Source organism: Sphingobium sp. JAI105 (assembly GCF_015752145.1).
GTDB lineage: Bacteria > Pseudomonadota > Alphaproteobacteria > Sphingomonadales > Sphingomonadaceae > Sphingobium > Sphingobium xenophagum.
The window spans coordinates 844,018-861,239 of the sequence record NZ_JADOUC010000002.1 but is presented as its reverse complement, the minus strand read 5'-3'; the positions used below and the strand labels follow the sequence as shown (position 1 = coordinate 861,239).

14 protein-coding genes are annotated in these 17,222 nt (G+C 60.3%); 11 read left to right on the top strand and 3 right to left on the bottom strand.

Features of this window, described 5'->3' with window-relative positions:
• The first annotated feature begins 59 nt into the window (after positions 1–59).
• The 4 genes from IWY39_RS21400 (at position 60) to IWY39_RS21385 (ending at position 5,320) form a co-directional block, all read left to right on the top strand.
• Complete coding sequence (locus tag IWY39_RS21400; protein ID WP_231377808.1) at positions 60–1,571, top strand: MFS transporter; 1,512 nt, start codon at positions 60–62, stop codon at positions 1,569–1,571.
• Positions 1,568–2,683, top strand: coding sequence for an HlyD family secretion protein (locus tag IWY39_RS21395; protein ID WP_017183391.1), 1,116 nt, complete (start codon positions 1,568–1,570; stop codon positions 2,681–2,683). Before IWY39_RS21400 ends, IWY39_RS21395 begins: the two co-directional genes overlap by 4 nt.
• A 5-nt stretch (positions 2,684–2,688) precedes the next feature.
• Positions 2,689–4,053 carry an efflux transporter outer membrane subunit gene (locus tag IWY39_RS21390; protein ID WP_107126546.1) on the top strand — a complete coding sequence of 455 codons (1,365 nt, stop codon included), beginning with the start codon at positions 2,689–2,691 and terminating at the stop codon, positions 4,051–4,053.
• A gap of 463 nt (positions 4,054–4,516) precedes the next feature.
• Positions 4,517–5,320: a LysR family transcriptional regulator gene (locus tag IWY39_RS21385; protein WP_107126544.1), complete on the top strand. Its 804-nt coding sequence runs from the start codon at positions 4,517–4,519 to the stop codon at positions 5,318–5,320.
• Here the strand turns inward: IWY39_RS21385 and istB are convergent.
• Complete coding sequence (istB, locus tag IWY39_RS21380; protein WP_145169982.1) at positions 5,247–6,107, bottom strand: IS21-like element helper ATPase IstB; 861 nt, start codon at positions 6,105–6,107, stop codon at positions 5,247–5,249. The two genes, IWY39_RS21385 and istB, sit on opposite strands and share 74 nt — an antisense overlap.
• Positions 6,104–7,366 (bottom strand): IS21 family transposase, encoded by a 1,263-nt coding sequence (gene istA / locus IWY39_RS21375; protein WP_145169980.1) that lies wholly within the window; start codon positions 7,364–7,366, stop codon positions 6,104–6,106. The genes istB and istA overlap by 4 nt, the downstream gene beginning before the upstream one ends.
• 144 nt (positions 7,367–7,510) lie before the next feature.
• Here istA and IWY39_RS21370 point away from each other — a divergent pair, with 144 nt between their 5' ends.
• From IWY39_RS21370 to IWY39_RS21340, 7 genes are all read left to right on the top strand, one after another.
• Positions 7,511–7,828: a hypothetical protein gene (locus IWY39_RS21370; protein ID WP_107126378.1), complete on the top strand. Its 318-nt coding sequence runs from the start codon at positions 7,511–7,513 to the stop codon at positions 7,826–7,828.
• A 160-nt stretch (positions 7,829–7,988) separates the two neighbouring features.
• Positions 7,989–10,445: a TonB-dependent siderophore receptor gene (locus IWY39_RS24405; protein ID WP_181316874.1), complete on the top strand. Its 2,457-nt coding sequence runs from the start codon at positions 7,989–7,991 to the stop codon at positions 10,443–10,445.
• A 17-nt stretch (positions 10,446–10,462) separates the two neighbouring features.
• Entirely contained in the window at positions 10,463–12,250 is a 1,788-nt protein-coding gene (locus IWY39_RS21360; protein WP_107126380.1) for an ABC transporter ATP-binding protein/permease, read from the top strand.
• On the top strand, positions 12,247–13,599 hold the full coding sequence (locus IWY39_RS21355) for a TldD/PmbA family protein (protein WP_107126381.1): 1,353 nt from the start codon (positions 12,247–12,249) through the stop codon (positions 13,597–13,599). Before IWY39_RS21360 ends, IWY39_RS21355 begins: the two co-directional genes overlap by 4 nt.
• Positions 13,596–15,041, top strand: a complete 1,446-nt coding sequence (locus IWY39_RS21350; protein ID WP_107126382.1) for a metallopeptidase TldD-related protein — start codon at positions 13,596–13,598, stop codon at positions 15,039–15,041. Before IWY39_RS21355 ends, IWY39_RS21350 begins: the two co-directional genes overlap by 4 nt.
• 51 nt (positions 15,042–15,092) lie before the next feature.
• A complete protein-coding gene (locus IWY39_RS21345) occupies positions 15,093–15,440 on the top strand; it encodes a thioredoxin family protein (RefSeq protein ID WP_181316875.1) in 348 nt (115 codons plus the stop codon).
• The gene (locus IWY39_RS21340; protein ID WP_107126384.1) at positions 15,437–16,045 is read left to right on the top strand and encodes a hypothetical protein; all 609 of its coding nucleotides are present in this window, start codon (positions 15,437–15,439) and stop codon (positions 16,043–16,045) included. Before IWY39_RS21345 ends, IWY39_RS21340 begins: the two co-directional genes overlap by 4 nt.
• 82 nt (positions 16,046–16,127) lie before the next feature.
• Here the strand turns inward: IWY39_RS21340 and IWY39_RS21335 are convergent, their stop codons facing one another.
• Complete coding sequence (locus IWY39_RS21335) at positions 16,128–17,126, bottom strand: LacI family DNA-binding transcriptional regulator (protein WP_107126385.1); 999 nt, start codon at positions 17,124–17,126, stop codon at positions 16,128–16,130.
• Between the last annotated feature and the right edge of the window lie 96 nt (positions 17,127–17,222).

Here is a 17,222-nt window from a genome sequence, read left to right as displayed (position 1 = left end):
CTGCCTATCTGGCGATCGGCGTATTCATCGGCCTCGTCGGCGGCGCGCAAAATGGCTTCTTGCTGGCGAACACGCCAGCTCTGCAGGCGGAATTCGCGCTGACCCCGGTCGAGGCGGGGTGGATGACGGTCGCATTCTACGCGACCTATGCCACGATGAGCATGCTGCTGTTTCGCGTGCGACAAGAATTTGGCATCCAGCTGTTCTTGCGATGGGCGATGGCGGGGCTCGTGCTCGCCAATTTCGTGCAGCTTATCGGACCGGGCTATCACGCCGAATTGGCCGCGCGTGCCGTCGCCGGAATTGCTGCGAGCGGACTGTCGGCTCTCACTATCTATTATCTTATGCAGGGCCTTCCGCCGAGGATGCGCACTGCGGGTCTAGTGCTCTCACTTGGACTCACGCAAATCGCGTTTCCGTTCTGCCGTGCGCTGTCCCCCGCGCTGTTGGTCGATGGCGATATGACCCATGTTTTCCAGTTCCAGTTTGCGCTCTCGCTGCTCGGTCTGGCATTTGTCTACCTGCTGCGTCTGCCACCGGGCGTGCGCAAAATGACATTTGAAAAACTCGATATCCCGAGCATGATGCTGTTTGTGCTGGGCGTCGCCTCGCTCTGCGCGTTCCTGATCTTGGGACGCATCGTGTGGTGGGACGCGCCATGGCTGGGCTATACGGTGGTGCTTGCGGTTATCGGGCTAGGCGGCTGTCTGCTGATCGAGGCCAACCGAAGGAGCCCGATGCTCGACCTGAGCTGGCTATCGAGCCGTGCGATCCTCAGCATCGCGGCGATTGGGGCGACGGTGCGCATCCTGGTCGCAGAGCAAGGTTTCGGGGCGAGCGGCATGTTCACGGCGCTTGGTTATGGCAATGAGCAGCTGACCGGCTATTTCTGGGTGCTGACCGGAGCGACTACTGCTGGCATGCTGCTATCGGTTATCCGGCTCGACCCAAAGGATTTGACCCGGCCCGTGCTATTTGCCGTGCTGGTGATCAGCGTCGCCGCCTTTGCCGACACCCGCACCGGCGTCATGAGTCGCCCTCAGGATCTCTATCTGTCACAGGCAGCTATCGCCTTTGCTGCCGTGTTCGCCATGGGGCCCGTGTTGATGCAGGGGATGCTGCGCGCGCTGGCTGCGGGGCAAAATTATATAATCAGCTTCATTGCCATCTTCTCGCTGTCGCAATCGGTCGGCGGCCTTGCTGGCATTGCGCTGCTGTCCGCCTTCCACGCGGTCCGGCTCAAGACGCATCTCATCGATGCTGGCACGACGCTCGCGATGAGCAATGTCCAGCTCTCTCAAGCTTTCTCGAACACGGCGCAGCGCACCGCGCCATTGCAGCAAGACCCGGCGCTGGTGCAGCAGGCTACCTCGGCCAGTATCTCGGCCCAGATCGGCCGCGAGGCAGCGGTGCTCGCGTTCAACGACGTCTTCTTCCTCATCGGCACGCTCTCGGCGATCACCTTCGTTGCGCTGCTCGTGCCTTGGGTGATCAACAAGATTCGCGGGCGCAATCCGCTCGCCAAGGAACTCGCCTTTATCGAGGCCATGCGCGCAAGGAACGACCCATGACATCCGTCAACCCCCAAGCTGCCGCCACCGAAACATCGGCCGCCGCCAGCACGCCTGCGCCGCCCGAAAAGGGCTGGTCGCCGCAACTGTCGCGCGAGCGCGTGCTCATTGCTGGCGCGCTGATAGTCATCGGCGTGCTGGTTGCGCTATTTGCTTGGGGGTTGCCACCCTTTGCCGGAGGCGATCAAACCACCAACAACGCCTATGTGCGCGGGCGCACGACCATCGTCAGCCCGCAGGTCGCAGGCTATCTCGTCGAGGTTCGAGTCGCCGATTTCCAGACGGTGAAAGAGGGCCAGCTGCTCGCGCGGATCGATGCCACGCCATTCCGTCAGAAGGTGCAACAGGGAGCCGCGAACATCGCCGCGCAGCAGGCGACATTGGCCAATAGCGAGCAGAGCCTGCGCTCGGCCCAGGCACAGTTGCAGCTCCAGGACGCGGCTGTAGCCAGCGCCCAGGCGGGCTACCAGAAGGCACAGGCAGATATGAACCGCATCAACGAGCTGGTCGATGAAGGCTCGATCTCCTTGCGCGAACGCGATCAGGCGCTGGCGGCGCTGCGTCAATCGCAGGCCGGCGTAAGGCAGGCTGAGGCTCAGCGTGCCATTGCGGCCCAAAATGTCCGATCCGTCCGGGTGGGTCGCGGAGCACTTGAGGCTCAAGTCCAAGGCGCCGAGGCATCTCGCGATCTGGCCGCCTTCGAACTGTCGCGGACGGAAATTCGCGCACCGCGATCGGGTCGATTAAGCGAAATCACCGCGCGAGAAGGCCAGCTGGTCAGCGCCGGAACCCAGTTGATGTACATCGTCCCCGATGAACTTTGGGTGGTTGCGAACTTCAAGGAAGCGCAGACGGAAAATATGTCCGTCGGCCAGCGCGCCACGCTGGAAATCGATGCGCTGGGCGGGGCACAGCTGACCGGCCGGGTCCAGAGCATCGCGCCTGCGGCCAGCAGCGAATTCAGTATCGTCAAGCCTGACACCGGCGCGGGCAATTTCGTCAAAGTGCCACAGCGGATCGCTGTGCGCATCGTGCTTGATCCTGACCAGAAGATCGCCCGACGGCTTGGGCCCGGCATGTCCGTAGTCGCCACCGTGCATACGGGGGAGTGAAGCCGATGCGCAGCCGCTTCATCGCCACGCTCACCGGCGCCCTGCTGATTTCTGGCTGCGCACCTGCCTTGCAAGATGCGCCCCGGGGTGCGTCGGTGGCTGCGCCGATCGCTTGGCGCACGCAGCTTGGTGTGCCCGCTCCGGTCGAGGCGCAATGGTGGCAACGCTTTGGCGATCCGCAAATGTCTGCGCTGGTCGAAAAGGCTCGCGCCAACAATCCGGATGTCCGGATCGCCGCTGCCCGTGTCGAGCAAGCGCGCGCCACGGAGCGTGGATCACGCGGCTTGTTGCTGCCCTCGCTCGGCATAGGCGTCGATGGCGCGGTTCGGCGAGAGGTGTCTCCCTTCCGCCAAGGCCTAGAATCAGTCGGTGTGCAACCGGCGTTTCGCGCCAGCTACGAGCTTGATCTCTTTGGCAAGAATGCCGCGCAGATCGACGCGGCCAGCGCCAGCGTCGCCGCGAATGAAGCCAGTGAAGAGGCAGTCAGGCTTTCCGTGACTGCCGCAACCGCAACTGGCTATATCACGCTGCTGGCGCTCGACGCGCGTCTGATGGTGCTCGAAGATACGGTCGTAGCGCGTCAGCAGGCGCTCAAGTTCGCCCGTGACCGCGCCGAAGTCGGCTATACGTCGCAGCTCGAACTCCGTCAGGCCGAAGCCGAATATCAGGCGGCGGTCCAGCTGGTGCCACAGCTCCGGGCACAGATTGCGCGGCAGGAAAACGCGCTTGCGGTGCTGAGCGGCGATCTGCCAGGAACGGTTGATCGTGGTGGCACGCTTGATAACCTGCGTCAGCCAGCGGCGCCCTCGACTTTACCTTCCGAACTGCTTCGGCGCCGTCCCGACATTGCGGTTGCCGAGTATCGCCTCGCCGCTGCCGATGCGCAGATGCGGGCAGCCCGTGCGCAATTTATGCCATCGATCAACTTGGGCGCGAGCGCTGGCATCGCGATTTCGGATCTCCTCGCGGATCCGATCACCTTGTGGTCGGTCGGCGGCAGCATCCTCGCGCCGATCTTTCAGGGTGGACGTCTTACCGCGCAGCTGGACGCCACAACTGCACAGCGCGATCAGGCCGCTTGGGCCTATCGCTCGGCGGCACTCAACGCGTTCCGCGAGGTAGACGACCGCATGGCGGTGCTCGCCAATCTCACCAAACAGGAGGTCGCGTTGCGGGCCCAGAGGATGGCGGTGGCAGACGCCCTGCGCCATGCTTCAAACCGATATCGAGCCGGCTATACGGCCTATATCGAGCAAATCGACGCTCAGCGCGCGCTTTTGGGAGTCGACCTGTCTTTGATACAGACCAGAACCGATGAACTCACTACCCTAATCGGTCTTTACCAGGCGGTGGGAGGCGCGGCAGATTAGATGGCGCCGCGGCAAAGATGGAGAGGCTCTCGAAGCGGTCCATTACTCCTCAGAGCGAAATACTGAACATCGGCCTTCCAATTATCGTGCGGGGGGCAACGCGCTATATCGCCGCCCATGGCACAGACATATAGGCATAAAATCTCTCAATTGAGAGCATTGTTTGAGTCATGCCGGCAGTGCAGATTACCAGGCTGCGCCGGCTTCCACGCTCGACCCAGGCCGTCGTCAGACAGCACCCCAGATTGCAAGCGCTTAGACACGTTATGGAGATGGAGGTGCCGGGAGCACCGCCGTTTTCGCCGTCAACATATGCTGCCTTCAATCAGACGTCGACGACGGGCAATATGGTCGTCATCCAAACTCCGAGCGCCACAGCGGACGCCAAAAAGATGATCTTCATGGTGACACGCCATTAAAACTCATCAATGCTTGTGGCGAGATAGCAATCACGGGGGGCGAGTTGTCGAATTCGAACGATCTGTCATCGCTTTATAACGACCGGAAGCGGCTGCGCCGGCTGAATATCAATTTACTTTATGCTCTCCATGCTCTGCTCCATGCGCCTTCGCTGACCGCTGCGGCCCATAGCATCGCAATCAGTCAGCCAGCGATGAGCGCAAAGCTGCGACAGTTGCGCGAACATTTCGGCGATGAGCTAGTCCTGCTTGGGGAGCGACGCCAACTGACAGCTCTCGGCGAGGCACTGCGTCTGCGAATCAGTGGACTGCTTCGCGAGATCGATGACACGTTCAATCTGAATTTGGAGTTTGATCCGGCGACGACGCACCAGTCTATAACTCTTGCAGCGCCCGAGGTTGTCGAACTGATGTTCTTTAGCAGAGTGGTCCCGCGTCTGCGTGCCATTGCGCCGGGCATAGAATTGAAGATGATGCCCTTCATCCACAGTTCTGCGCGGCACTTACTCGACGCAGGCGCCGACGTTGCCATCGTTCCGCAGGCCATGGTCGACGAAGGGCTTGGCTCGGCGTTTCTGATCAATCATGAGCCAGCTGCACTGGTATGTTCAGCGCATCCATTGGCAGGACGTCGCATCGATGAGGAGGCATATCTCAGCGCCCCTCATGCCGCCGTTTACGAGGAAATGGAACGCGCTGTCAACGGGCACCGAAGATTCCGCAAAAGTGGGCATCTAAAATTCCCTAGTTTGGCGGGAGGGTTTGTGTCGGTGATCAGCCGTGATGGAGATCGGGCTTTTCCTTTGCTGGCGGGCGGCCGCGCCGTTTCGGCAAGGGCGGTGGGTTGATGGACGATGCCATGCGCGCATGCTCGGGCAGCAGATCGGCGTGCTGTCGCATGCGATAGCTGGAGCCCTCGATCTGGACGACCACAGCGTGGTGAAGAAGGCGGTCGAGCAGCGCGGTGGCCACCACCGGATCGCCAAAGACATCACCCCATTCGGCAAAGCCGCGGTTGGATGTCAGGATCATGGCACCCTTTTCGTATCGGGCGTTGACGAGCTGGAAGAACAGGTTGCCGCCGCCGGGCGTGACGGGAAGATACCCGATCTCGTCGACGACGAGCAGGGAGGATCGGCATAGGAAGCGGATCTTCTCGCGCAACGTGCCCTCGCGTTCAGCCTTGGTCAGTGAAGCGATCAGATCGGCGAGCGGAATGAAGTAGACGCTCTTGCCCGCCTTCACGGCCTCGACGGCAAGGGCCGTGGCGATATGGCTTTTCCCGGTGCCGGGTGGCCCCAGCAGATGCACCACCTCGGCCCGGTTGATGAAGTCCAGGCCAGCGAGCGCCAGGATGCGGTTGCGGTCGAGCGATGGCTGGAAGGAGAAGTCATATCCGTCCAGCGTCTTGATGATCGGCAGCCTGGCCATGCGCAGGGCCGCCTTGATCCTGCGGTTCTCCCGCAGCGACAGTTCTTCGTTCAGCAATATGTCGATCGCCTCAACGCCATCGATCTTGCCCTGCTCGATCCCGCGCAGGGTGGCGTCGAGCATTTCCAGGGCGCGCGGCATTTTGAGATGGACCAGACTGCGGCGGATATTATCAACGCGAGACGCAGCACCCCCATGGCTCATGGCCGTTCTCCTCGGGCCAGTTGGCTGCCGATCGCCTGATAGATCGCCAGGGAGCGCACAGCGACATGCTCGCCGATACGGCCAATGGTGATTGCATCCTTTGCGTGGTGACGACGCTTAGCGCCGCTGCCACCTGTCCGATGCGCAGGATCGATCCTGTACTGCCGGCGCCCCTCCAGGACAGGATGCTCGGCAATGACATTGCCCAGGTCGATGATCCGGATCTTGTCAGGCAACTGCTGGATTTCGACGACGCGCCGGGAGCGGTCGGGGACGCTGTAATAGTTGCCGCCGACAGAGACCATTCCATCGTGGCTGACCCGGCGCTCCAGCTTCAGAACCGCGTCGAAGCGCCCCGCCGGGAGCAACTGCAACTCAGGCTGCTCGGCGGCAAAGGCATCGGCGATGATCCGCTGCGTCGTGCCGTGGACACGGACGTTGGCGACGGTATCGAGCCAGTCGATCAGCTGGACATTGAGATCTTCCAGATTGCGGAAGCTCCGCCCCAGGAAGAAGTCCTTGCGGATGTAGCTGAACGGCCGCTCGACCTTTCCCTTGGTCTTGGCCCGATAGGGGCGACAGGCGCGTGGCACGAAGCGATAATGCCCCGCCAGGGTCAGCAATGATCGATTGTAGATGATGTGACCCTGATCATCTTCCCCGGTTACGGCGGTTTTCATGCGATCGTAGAGAATCTCGATCGGGACGCCGCCGAGCGCTTCAAAGGCCTGCATATGACAGCGCAACAGAGTTTGGAGATCCTGGTGCATGACATAGCGCGCAAACAGGAAGCGCGAATGTCCCAGCACCAGGCTGAATAGCCAGACGATCCGGCTGACGCCGGGCTCATCGGTAAATTCGACGACGAACCGGGCAAAGTCGACCTGTGCCTGCACGCCAGGCGGCGTCTCGAAGCGAACCTCGAAGGGCTTGGGGCCGTTTTCCGGTCGGATCGCTGCCAGGAACCGCTTTACTGCGGTATAGGCGCCCATATACCCCAGCTCACGGATTTCCCGCGTCAGACGCGCCGCCGTCAGATCGGGAAAGGCCGCCACTCGTTCGCGCAAAAATTCTAGATAGGGTGCCAGTTTGTTCGGTCGGCCAAGCATGCGCGGGCCGTAAACCGGGGCCTCGATGCCCCGTTCGATATATTTTCGGATGGTCTTGGGGTCGCGACCAGTGCGTCGGGCAATGGCGGATATCGATACGCCCTGCCGATGTAGTTCGAGGATCATCATCAATTCTCCAAGTCGGATCATCGGCCCCGTCTCCGCGTCTGCAAAGGAGATGAGGACAATGTCGGCTCATCTCATTCTGCCGGGGCTAGCCCCGGCAGAATGAGATGAAGGGGCCACCAACTAGGGAATTTTCAAAGCCCACTTTTGCGGAGAATTGCACGACCGATGACACGCGCGATATTCGGCGATTTTACGGCAGATAATGTGCTTGCCCGACGCAATGTGGTCGTGCGGACGGGCCTTCACTCAATGTTGCCTACACTGGCGATCGGATCCGATCTGATCGTTACGACAAGTATTTGGTTTGCACAGCATCAAGCCGCGTTCTTGCCCGTCGTGCTTCTCGATCTGGGTTTCAGCAATATGTCGACGAGCCTTGTGGCGCAGTGGCAACCCTATCGGGATCGGGAACCAATCATTCGCTGGCTGGTCACGGAGCTGGAATGCATCGCCGCCATGATTGAGAGGCCTGTCGCCCCCTGATTATGAGGGCATAACTAATTACGATTTGATGACAACGGCGATCGGGCGCAGCTTTTGGGTCGCCGAAGAACAGGATCGTCCGGTGGGCGCAGACCCCCCGCAAAAACAGCGACCAGCTTCGACACCGCAGAAAGAGAACCCTAGGCGGGCCGGGGGCCCAATGAAGATCAACCGTTCTGCCGATTGGCGGGACATCTGGTTTGGCTGTGAAGTGTTGCATTGCGATCCTGTTCAAAACCGTGCTCGGCAGGGTGTGAGGACGCATGGCTGCGACGCTCGGAAGGAGGCGTTCATGTTTAGTCGTCGTGCGGTGCTGGGGGTTCAGGTGGCGGCCATTGCTATGGTACCGGCACTCATAGCAGGGACACCCACGTCCGTTTTTGCACAAGATCAGCGTATCAATCTTCCTGCGATGCCACTTATGGAAGCACTTGCCCGCATCCGGCAACAAACAGGGACAGTCATTCACGCAGACCCGGACGCGGTGCGCGGCCTTGTCGCCGCGCGCGTTGCCGATGCGCGTGACGCGCTGACGGCTGCGAAGCAGGCAACAGGGAATACATCGCTTTCCGTCAGTCGCGAGCCCGATGGCAGTATCCTGGTCGTAAATCAGATCTATGTTGTAGCACATCGTGACGATGCCGAAACCAGCTTCATGGTGCGTGATACGACGACATCGACACGCACCGGAGAATCGATGCGCGATCAACCGCGCAACGTTCAGGTTCTGTCCGCCAAGTTGTTGGCTGAACAACAGGCACAGAGCCTGCCAGATGCGCTGCGTAACGCAGGTGGCGTTACGGTCAATGCAGCGACCGTGCAGGGCGGGGTGAGCTATACGGTGCGCGGCTTGTCGTCAGGCGGCGCAGTCAACGGCCTTCCTACGCCAGCCAACAGCTATTTTGCAGCCGGTAGCACGCAACCGATCGCCAATATCGAAAGGCTGGAAGTGCTGAAAGGTCCGGATGCAATCCTGCTAGGTGGCGAAAGTCTTGGAGGAACGGTCAATATCGTAACCAAGAAACCGAGTGCGGACGAACGCCTCTATATGTCCGGTGAGGTCGGATCGTTCGGTTCCGTTCGTGGGACGATCGATGCCAACAGGGCAATCTCGGCGGACAAGACGCTTAGCGCGCGCATAATCGCTACTGCCGCCACTGCCGATCGCAATTTTGGAGGTTATCGCGGCAACGAGGATTATCTGTTCGCGCCTTCGGTTCGCTACAAGAAGAATGGTACTGACATTATCGCCAATATCTCTGCGGGCAATCAGATCTTCGGAATGGTGCCTTATACATTATTCGACGAGGAGGCGAACAAGCCGATACCGATCAAGGCGGGTGTGCCGCTGGTCGGTGGGCAGGACCAATATACGCAGATCAAGAGCACGCTTTACGACGTGCAGGCGCGGCAGGAGATCGGTAATTGGTTGACCGTTGTGGGTCATTGGCAACATCAAAACTCCAACCTGTTCATTAGCCAATATTCACCCTTCGTGGTGCTGCCCCCCGACCTGCTGCTGATCAGCAGCAGCGGGGTAAAGCAGAAAAGCATCAATGATTCGATCGATGGATATGTCCGCATCGCCCTGAAGACCGGCCCTGTCGAACATAAGCTGATCGTCGGCGGAATGGCGACGAGATTTGATACCTCGACAGACGGTACAGCCATGGGGGACATGTTCCCCTATGATTATGTGGCAAAGGATCCGCCGCTGCCCCCGCTACCGGCCCGCTCCACCTTCACATTTCAGGATGCGATCGTCGGCAAACAAAAGTCCTTTTACGCCCAGTATCTGGTTAAATACTGGAAGCTTGCGTTGCTAGCGAGCGTCCGCAAGACCTCGTCTGACAGTACCACCAGGGCCGTCAACGAAGCGCCCGCCCGTTATACATCTAAGGGGGCAGTCACGCCGAGCTTCGGTGTGATTCTGGAGCTGACAGACACTCTGTCCGCATATGGATCGCTGGCCTACGGCTTCATACCGAGCTATCAGTTCGATCGTTCGCTCAACCTGTTGCCTGATACGCGCACCCGCAACGCTGAAGCCGGGTTCAAGTTGGACCTGCTGAACAAGCGCGTGTTTCTCAGCGCCTCGTGGTTTCGATTGAACCAAAGCAACTACAAGGTTCCCGACCCGATTGATCGGCGCTATTATATCAATCTTCCTGCGCAATTGGCGGAGGGTGTAGATGTGAGCGTTTCCGGCGAGCCGCTGGAAGGCGTAACGATAAGCGGCTCCTTCACCCGCACCAATTATAAATTGCTGACCACTGACAATCCCATGCTCGGCAACACCGTCGTCCTTCAACCGCGCGATCAATATAGCGCCTATGCCTCTTATCGCCACCGTGTTGCCAAAGACGTGACCGGCGGCCTGGGAGCCGGCGTATTTGGGCGGTCGAGTGCGGCAATTGACCCCCAGGGGTTGTACCGGATTGGTCCAGCAAGGCAGGTTGACGTGAATGGCTTTCTGACGATCGGCAAGCTCGACTTGAACCTGGGGGTACGCAATCTGTTCGATCGGCAGAATTACGGACCCACCCTCGCCACAACCTATGTTCCGCTCGGCGAGCCGCGCACTTGGCGCCTTACGGTCGGGTATCGCTTCCGATAATGAGAGTTCGCTGACCAATGCTTCCGCAACCTGTTCCCTCCGGAGAGTCCCGTCGCGAGGTGGGGCTCTCCAGTACCCAACCAGCAGGAGAGCGCTGGCGGCACGCTTTTGGGCTGCTGCGCGACTATTGGATGTCGAAGGAATGGAAGTTCGCCTGGAGCGCCCTGACAGTCCTGATCGCCTTCCAGTTTGGGGGCGCATGGCTATTCGTGCTGATGAACCGGTGGCAGCAGCGCTTTTTCGACGGCGTCGAAAATCGCGATGTGGCTGGTTTTGGATCGCTGTTGATCGCATTCGTCGGCATTCTGGCACTTCAGATGGTCTACGTGACCTTCGAACCATATCTCAGACGGATGTTGTGCCTGCGCTGGCGCATCCACTTGACCGAAACATATCTTGATCGATGGCTGTCGCGCAACCGCTATGCCGAGATCGAACGGCTGCGCATGATCGACAATCCAGACCAGCGGATCGCCGACGATATCGCGTTCATCGCCAATCCCAACGAAGGAATGCTGTCGATCCTGATCTCGCTGGTCGGCGCCGTCGTATCGGGGGCCTCGTCGATCATGATCCTGTCTGAAACCGCAGCGCCGATCCGCTTGGCGTTCATGGGATGGCAGGTCGTCATACCCGGGAGCACGATCATATATGCTGTGCTATATGTACTCATGAGTAGCGTGATCATGGTCCTGCTTGGCAAGCCCTACATTCGCGCAATGATGCGCTGGCAGCATCGCGAGGCGGATTTTCGGTCCAATCTTATCCATGTGCGGCGCAACGCGCCGCAGATCGGGCTGGCTGATTCGGTCCCGTCTGAACGCTTGTCATTGGGAAGCGCCCTGCAGAACGTCTATCTCGCGCAGCGCAGCGTGATACGCTCGCTCATCGGCCTGAATGCCGGCAACGGCCTGTACGACCGGCTAGGCTCGATCATTCCGCTTTTCATTCTCGTTCCGCGCTACTTTGCGGGTGCGATCACTTTTGGCCAGGTGATGGGTGGGCGTGACGCTTTCCAGGCGCTGGTACCGCAGCTTGGATTTTTTGTGCACCTCTACCCAAACATCGCCACGCAAATTTCATACATCAACCGGCTGAAGGCTCTGGACGACGCGATTGACGACCAGCGTCCGGCTGGAATAATCTCCATCGTCGGCACGCCTGCCGGAGTGGCAGTGGAGGCAATTGGCCTCACCATTCGACGCCCGCATGACGAAGCGCTGATCGATATCGGAAACTGGCGGGTACAGACGGGCGAACGCTGGGTGATCCGAGGTGCGTCGGGCGCGGGCAAGAGCACATTATTGCGGGCGATCGCGGGATTGTGGCCCGATGGTACCGGACAGGTCGCACTGGCCGACCGGACCACGGCGATGTTCGTGCCCCAGCGACTCTATCTGCCGCTGGGCGCGCTCAAGGCAGCCATCTGCTTCCCTGACACGGCGGAGGAGCACGACGATGCCAGTATCGCCGCGCTACTCGAATCGGTCCATTTGTCGCATCTGGTGGACGATATGCATGCAGTGCGAATGTGGGCCGAGGAATTGTCGCCTGGCGAGCAGCAGCGCCTGGCACTGGCGCGAATTTTGCTCCAGAAGCCGTCGTTGCTGATCCTGGACGAGGCGACGAGTGCGCTCGATCCCGACAATACACGGCATTTTCACGATATGCTCGAGCGGCATTTGCCGGCCGTAACGCTCATTAGCGTCGTCCATGATGAGCGACTGCACCGCTATCACGAGCATGCTTTGGTCATTGAGGACGGCCGTGGGGTTCCTGGTCCAATAGAGGACGCATCAAAATGACACGGCTGCTTACAACGGATGTCGACCGGATGCAGAATGTCGCGGCGCAAGCGCTCGATATGGCTCTATCCCTCGGCGCTGACCAGGTTGTCGCAACCGCCCGCGCCAATGCAGGTGTAGAGGTCACGGCACGTGAGGGTACGATCGACACCGCACTGCGAAATGCGGGCCAGTTGTTGACGATTACCTTATATCGCGGCGCAAGGGCAGGCACGGCCACCACAGCCGCATTCGATGCAGACGCGATCCGTCAGGCTGCTGAAGAAGCAAGCGCGATCGCCGCACTGGTTGCCGAAAATCCCGACGCGCTGCCTCCGGCACTCCAAGAGATGGCGGTGGATACAACCTTGCCGCCAATCGACGCGCCCGCTGAACACAGTGTTGCGGATTTGCGGACGATGGCGCTGGAAGGCGATGCGCTGCTCCGCAGCGGGTCGCGGCCGGGCGTCGTCGTCGAGACATTGGTATCAGGTATCTCGACGATTGAGGGAAGTCGTGCACAGGCTACGAGCGCGGGCTTTTGCAGGGGGCTGAGCTACTCCTTCCACAGCGCCTGGCTGGTTGCGCTGGCGCGGGGTGCGAACGGGTCGGTGAGCGACAGCGCCGACAGCAACGAACGGCGATTCGACCGTCTGGCTCCCTTGGAAACGCTAGCGGAACGTGCGATTGCACGCGCGACTGGCCAACTCTCGACGCGACCGGTATCCAGCCATTGCGGCCCGGTTTTGTTTGAGGCGCGGGTGGCTGCCGCGCTGATCGGCGATTTGGTCGGCGCCTTATCGGGACACGCACAACAGCATGGTAGGACGTTTCTGCCGCAGGCGCTTGATCGCAAGGTCGCTGCGGCCCATCTGGATCTTCTTGAAGACCCGTTCGAACCCTTTGGCCTTGCCAGCGGCGCATTCGACAGCGAAGGCATAGCGGGACAACGGCGCTCCGTCCTCGATGCGGGGACAGTCAAGGGGCTGTTCCTGGATATACGATCGGCCCGTCGACTAGGAAAGGCTTTTACGGGCAACGCAGACGGGCCGTGGAACCTGACGCTCGAGAGCCGAGCGGAGCGCGGATCCTTCGCTGCGCTATGCCGGCGGATGGGACGCGGGCTGGTCGTCCAGCGTCTGACCGGGGGCTCGACCGATCTGGTAACCGGCAACTGGACCTATGCGGTGGCCGGAATGTGGGTCGAAGACGGCATACCCATTCACGCCGTTACAGATGTAACTGTCGGTGGCAATATGCGTGACATGCTTACCGGAATCGTTGCGGTGGGCGAAGATACGGAACGCCGTGGCGCGCTCGGCACTGGTTCGATCCTGATCGATGCCATGCGGATTGGCGGTGCGGCATGAAGAACGACAATATGTTCGAGGAGGCCTGGACGCGGACGCTGGCGCCAGCCGGACTGGACATCGCTGATCTTTCTCGCACGCTCGGTGCGCTGGCAGGGAGGGGAACTGACCTTGCCGATCTCTTTTTCGAGAGAAGGCGAACGCGCACTTTCCGCTTGGAAGGCGGTCGGGTGATGGGCGGAACATTCCATATCGGGCAGGGCGTCGGCGCCCGCGCCGCGCGCGGCGGACAGGTCGCATTCGCTCATTCTGCAGATATGCGAAGCGGCGCGCTCGCTACCCTGGCGGAGGCGGTGCGGGCTCTTGCCGACAGAGGTGATGATAACGCGGCGGTCCCAATCACAGGCACACCGCCCGTCCACAGAATCTATCCGGCGATCGACCTCAACTTGCCCGGCACCGCAGAGCCCTGGATAATGCTCCTGGACCGGATAGACGCGATAGCGCACGCCTCAGACCCACGGGTCGCTCACGTCGAGGCATTTCTGCGTATGGTCGATCAGGCGATTGTGGTCGCCGACCTGGATGGCCGTATAGCCGGCGACGTCAGGCCGACCATGCAGTTGTTCGTGACAGTGATCGCCGAGGCAGGGGATCGCCGCGCACAAGGACAGTCAGGGCTTGGTGGTCGCTACGACATCGAAGCAATAACAGACGACAGGCTCCATGCTCTTGTCACCTCGGCGGTCGACATGGCGTGCATCAACCTCGATGCTCGTCCTGCACCAACCGGGATGATGCCGGTCGTGCTAGGGTCGGGCTATCCTGGTGTGTTGTTCCACGAAGCTATCGGCCATGGATTGGAGGGAGATCACCACCGCAAGAACCAGTCCGCTTTCAACGGCCGTGTGGGCGAAAGGATCGCGGCGAAGGATGTGAATGTTGTCGATGATGGCGGATTGTCCGGCCTTATCGGGTCGCTGGGGATCGACGATGAAGGGACGGCCGCTGCTCGTACCCCTTTGATTGAGGACGGCATCCTCACTGGTCTGATGCAGGATCGGCTCAATGCGGGGCTGATGAATGCTTTGCCAACAGGCAATGGCCGACGCCAGTCCTATGCCCATCTTCCGATGCCGCGCATGACCAACACATTTCTGCTCGCCGGGACCCATTCGTCCGACGATATCATAACTTCGGTGCGCGATGGCATTTACGCGACCGCCTTTGGCGGCGGACAGGTCGACATCGTGAGCGGCCGATTCAACTTCACCACAACCCAGGCCTGGCGGATCGAAAATGGTCGCATCACTGCGCCGATCGAGGGTGCTACCTTGATCGGTGTCGGTCACGAAGCGCTAAAGCAAATCAGCATGATCGGTAACGATCTCACCCTTGATGGCGGGGTCGCCAGTTGCAGCAAGCTGGGGCAACATCTCGATGTCGGGGTCGGTCAGCCAACGATCAGGATCGATGCGATGATGGTCGGCGGCAGCCTCTGATCCCTGCGCTGTGGCAATATATCCTTATCTTCCAAACGAAAGACACCTAACGTGACCACGATCACTCCTGTCTATAGCAACACACTCAATCCGAACGACAATGTCGCGGGCGAGCAACTTGAGTTACTATTATTCAGCGCAACCTGGTGCAGGCCATGCAAGGCGCTGGCGCCGGTAGTAGACGATATCGCGCAAAGCTATGCTTCTGAGTTGGTCATTACGAAGGTCGATATCGAAGCATCACCCGATATTGCTCAGGCGTTTGTCGTGCGAGCCGTTCCGACGCTGGTGCTACGCCGGGGTGAAGCCGAAATCGATCGCCATGTCGGCATTCTGACCCGGGCAAGGCTGGCGCTGATGATTGATGGTGGGCTGGCGGATCGAGATATGGGGGCATGAATGATGCTGTTCCTTCCTTTGCATTGGAAGCGCTGCGCCGCAATCTCGGCGTGGAGGATGCCGATCGCTGTCTGACCGGATTGGACGATATGGCGCGGCTTGCCTGCTGGATGATTGCCGCAACCCGGCCTTGGCCTGACACAACCCGGAATGTCATGCAGGCGCTGATGGTCGCGCATAGCGAAGGCGAGCAGGATGCGGTTCAATGGCGCCGGCTGCGGGGTGCCGCAGTGGCGCTTGGAGATAATGAAGAGGTAGAAATCCGGGCCTATGGCCGCGTCGCCGAGGCGGCGGCATGGCCGCTTGACAGCTCGCAGGCAGGGCTGGTCGATATCATGCAGGCAGTCTGTCTGCTGCGGGCGGAGCAGGTTTCCAGAGTGACGGGATGGACCCAGGCCGACGAAGCACTGGCGCAGGCCGTTCTGACGCGTATCGCAACCGGCGATGGTACGATACGTCCGCCACGCGAGGATATACCCGCGCGATTCAGGGCAGCAGATCCAATGCTCGAGAAACGTTTCTCAGCGCACACAAATGCCGCCAACGCCGCCTTCGAAGGCTTCCGCGCTGAAGTGGTCGCCTGGCTCGCGGGTGCGACCCGATAAGCGGCAATTTCATCAAAACCCAATTATGTCATGTCCGGCCCGATGGGAAACTTGGTGTGCGTAGAGCGATCCACCATATCCCTCATCCCTGCTGCCGCGCAAAGTGCGTATGCCGCATTGACGAGCTACGCTCTATCAACCGGCCCCGCAGCACCACCTTGCGCGCGGGCACGTCGGGGTTCGCAATACGATCCAGCAGCATCGTCATCGCCGTTCGTCCGATCTCGCCCAAAGGCTGTTCGATCACGGTTAGCCCGCCGCCGACAAATTCCATCCAGTCATTATTGTCGAATCCCGCCAGCGCGATATCATGGGGCACGCTGAGACCGAGTGCACGCAGCGCGCGCAGCACGTTCAACAGCATCACACCGTTGCTCGCGACGATCGCATCGGGAAGATCCTCTCGGTCCATAAGCATACGCAACATCGCGGCGCTCTCGCCATCGCTATGGGGAATGGCATATCCCTTGGTGGAGAGGCCAAGGCGCGCGCCGGCGCGTTCGAAACCTATACGGCGCGCCCGGCCGGTATCGCTATCGGCCCCGAACAGCCCGGCAATCCGCCGATGGCCATTGGCGGCCAGATGATCGACCAGCACGCCGGCCATAACCTCATTGTCCAACGACACGCAGTCGAGCGTGCCTCCGGGCACATTCCGGTCGATCAGCACCATCGGAAAGTCGTGGTTCGGCGGCCGCACGGTCGAGCGTGCGGGGGCAAGGATCACACCGGTGACCTGCTCCTGCGCCATCAGGTCGAGATAGGCGGCCTCCTTGGCTGGATCCTCGTCCGTATTGCTGAGGATGAGTCGCAGTCCGCGCTCCGCCGCGATCGTCTCGATGGTGTGTGACACCGCCGTGAAATAAGGGTTGCGGATGTCGGCCACTATCAGTCCGATCGTCTCGGAACGTTGCGAGCGAAGACGTCGCGCAGCCAGATTCGGTTTGTATCCGGTCCGTTTCACTGCCGCAAGCACACGCTCGCGCATCGAATGATCGACCGCCTTGCCCGAGAGCACGCGCGAAACAGTGGCCGGTGAAACGGCTGCCTCCCGTGCCACATCGCGTATTCCGATCGTCATGAAACGTTCTCTCACCAAAGTCGAAGGTTCATCGCCCTCTATCTGCAATCATGAAGATTTCGACGCATTTTCGCAAGCCTCTTGACAAAGTGTTTG

Coding starts and splice junctions, on each gene's coding strand:
- IWY39_RS21360 (WP_107126380.1), top strand. CDS start 10,463: ATGCTTCCGCAACCTGTTCCCTCCGGAGAGTCCCGTCGCGAGGTGGGG.
- istA (WP_145169980.1), bottom strand. CDS start 7,366: ATGATCCGACTTGGAGAATTGATGATGATCCTCGAACTACATCGGCAG.
- IWY39_RS21350 (WP_107126382.1), top strand. CDS start 13,596: ATGAAGAACGACAATATGTTCGAGGAGGCCTGGACGCGGACGCTGGCG.
- IWY39_RS21395 (WP_017183391.1), top strand. CDS start 1,568: ATGACATCCGTCAACCCCCAAGCTGCCGCCACCGAAACATCGGCCGCC.
- IWY39_RS21390 (WP_107126546.1), top strand. CDS start 2,689: ATGCGCAGCCGCTTCATCGCCACGCTCACCGGCGCCCTGCTGATTTCT.
- IWY39_RS21340 (WP_107126384.1), top strand. CDS start 15,437: ATGAATGATGCTGTTCCTTCCTTTGCATTGGAAGCGCTGCGCCGCAAT.
- istB (WP_145169982.1), bottom strand. CDS start 6,107: ATGAGCCATGGGGGTGCTGCGTCTCGCGTTGATAATATCCGCCGCAGT.
- IWY39_RS21370 (WP_107126378.1), top strand. CDS start 7,511: ATGACACGCGCGATATTCGGCGATTTTACGGCAGATAATGTGCTTGCC.
- IWY39_RS21355 (WP_107126381.1), top strand. CDS start 12,247: ATGACACGGCTGCTTACAACGGATGTCGACCGGATGCAGAATGTCGCG.
- IWY39_RS21335 (WP_107126385.1), bottom strand. CDS start 17,126: ATGACGATCGGAATACGCGATGTGGCACGGGAGGCAGCCGTTTCACCG.
- IWY39_RS24405 (WP_181316874.1), top strand. CDS start 7,989: ATGAAGATCAACCGTTCTGCCGATTGGCGGGACATCTGGTTTGGCTGT.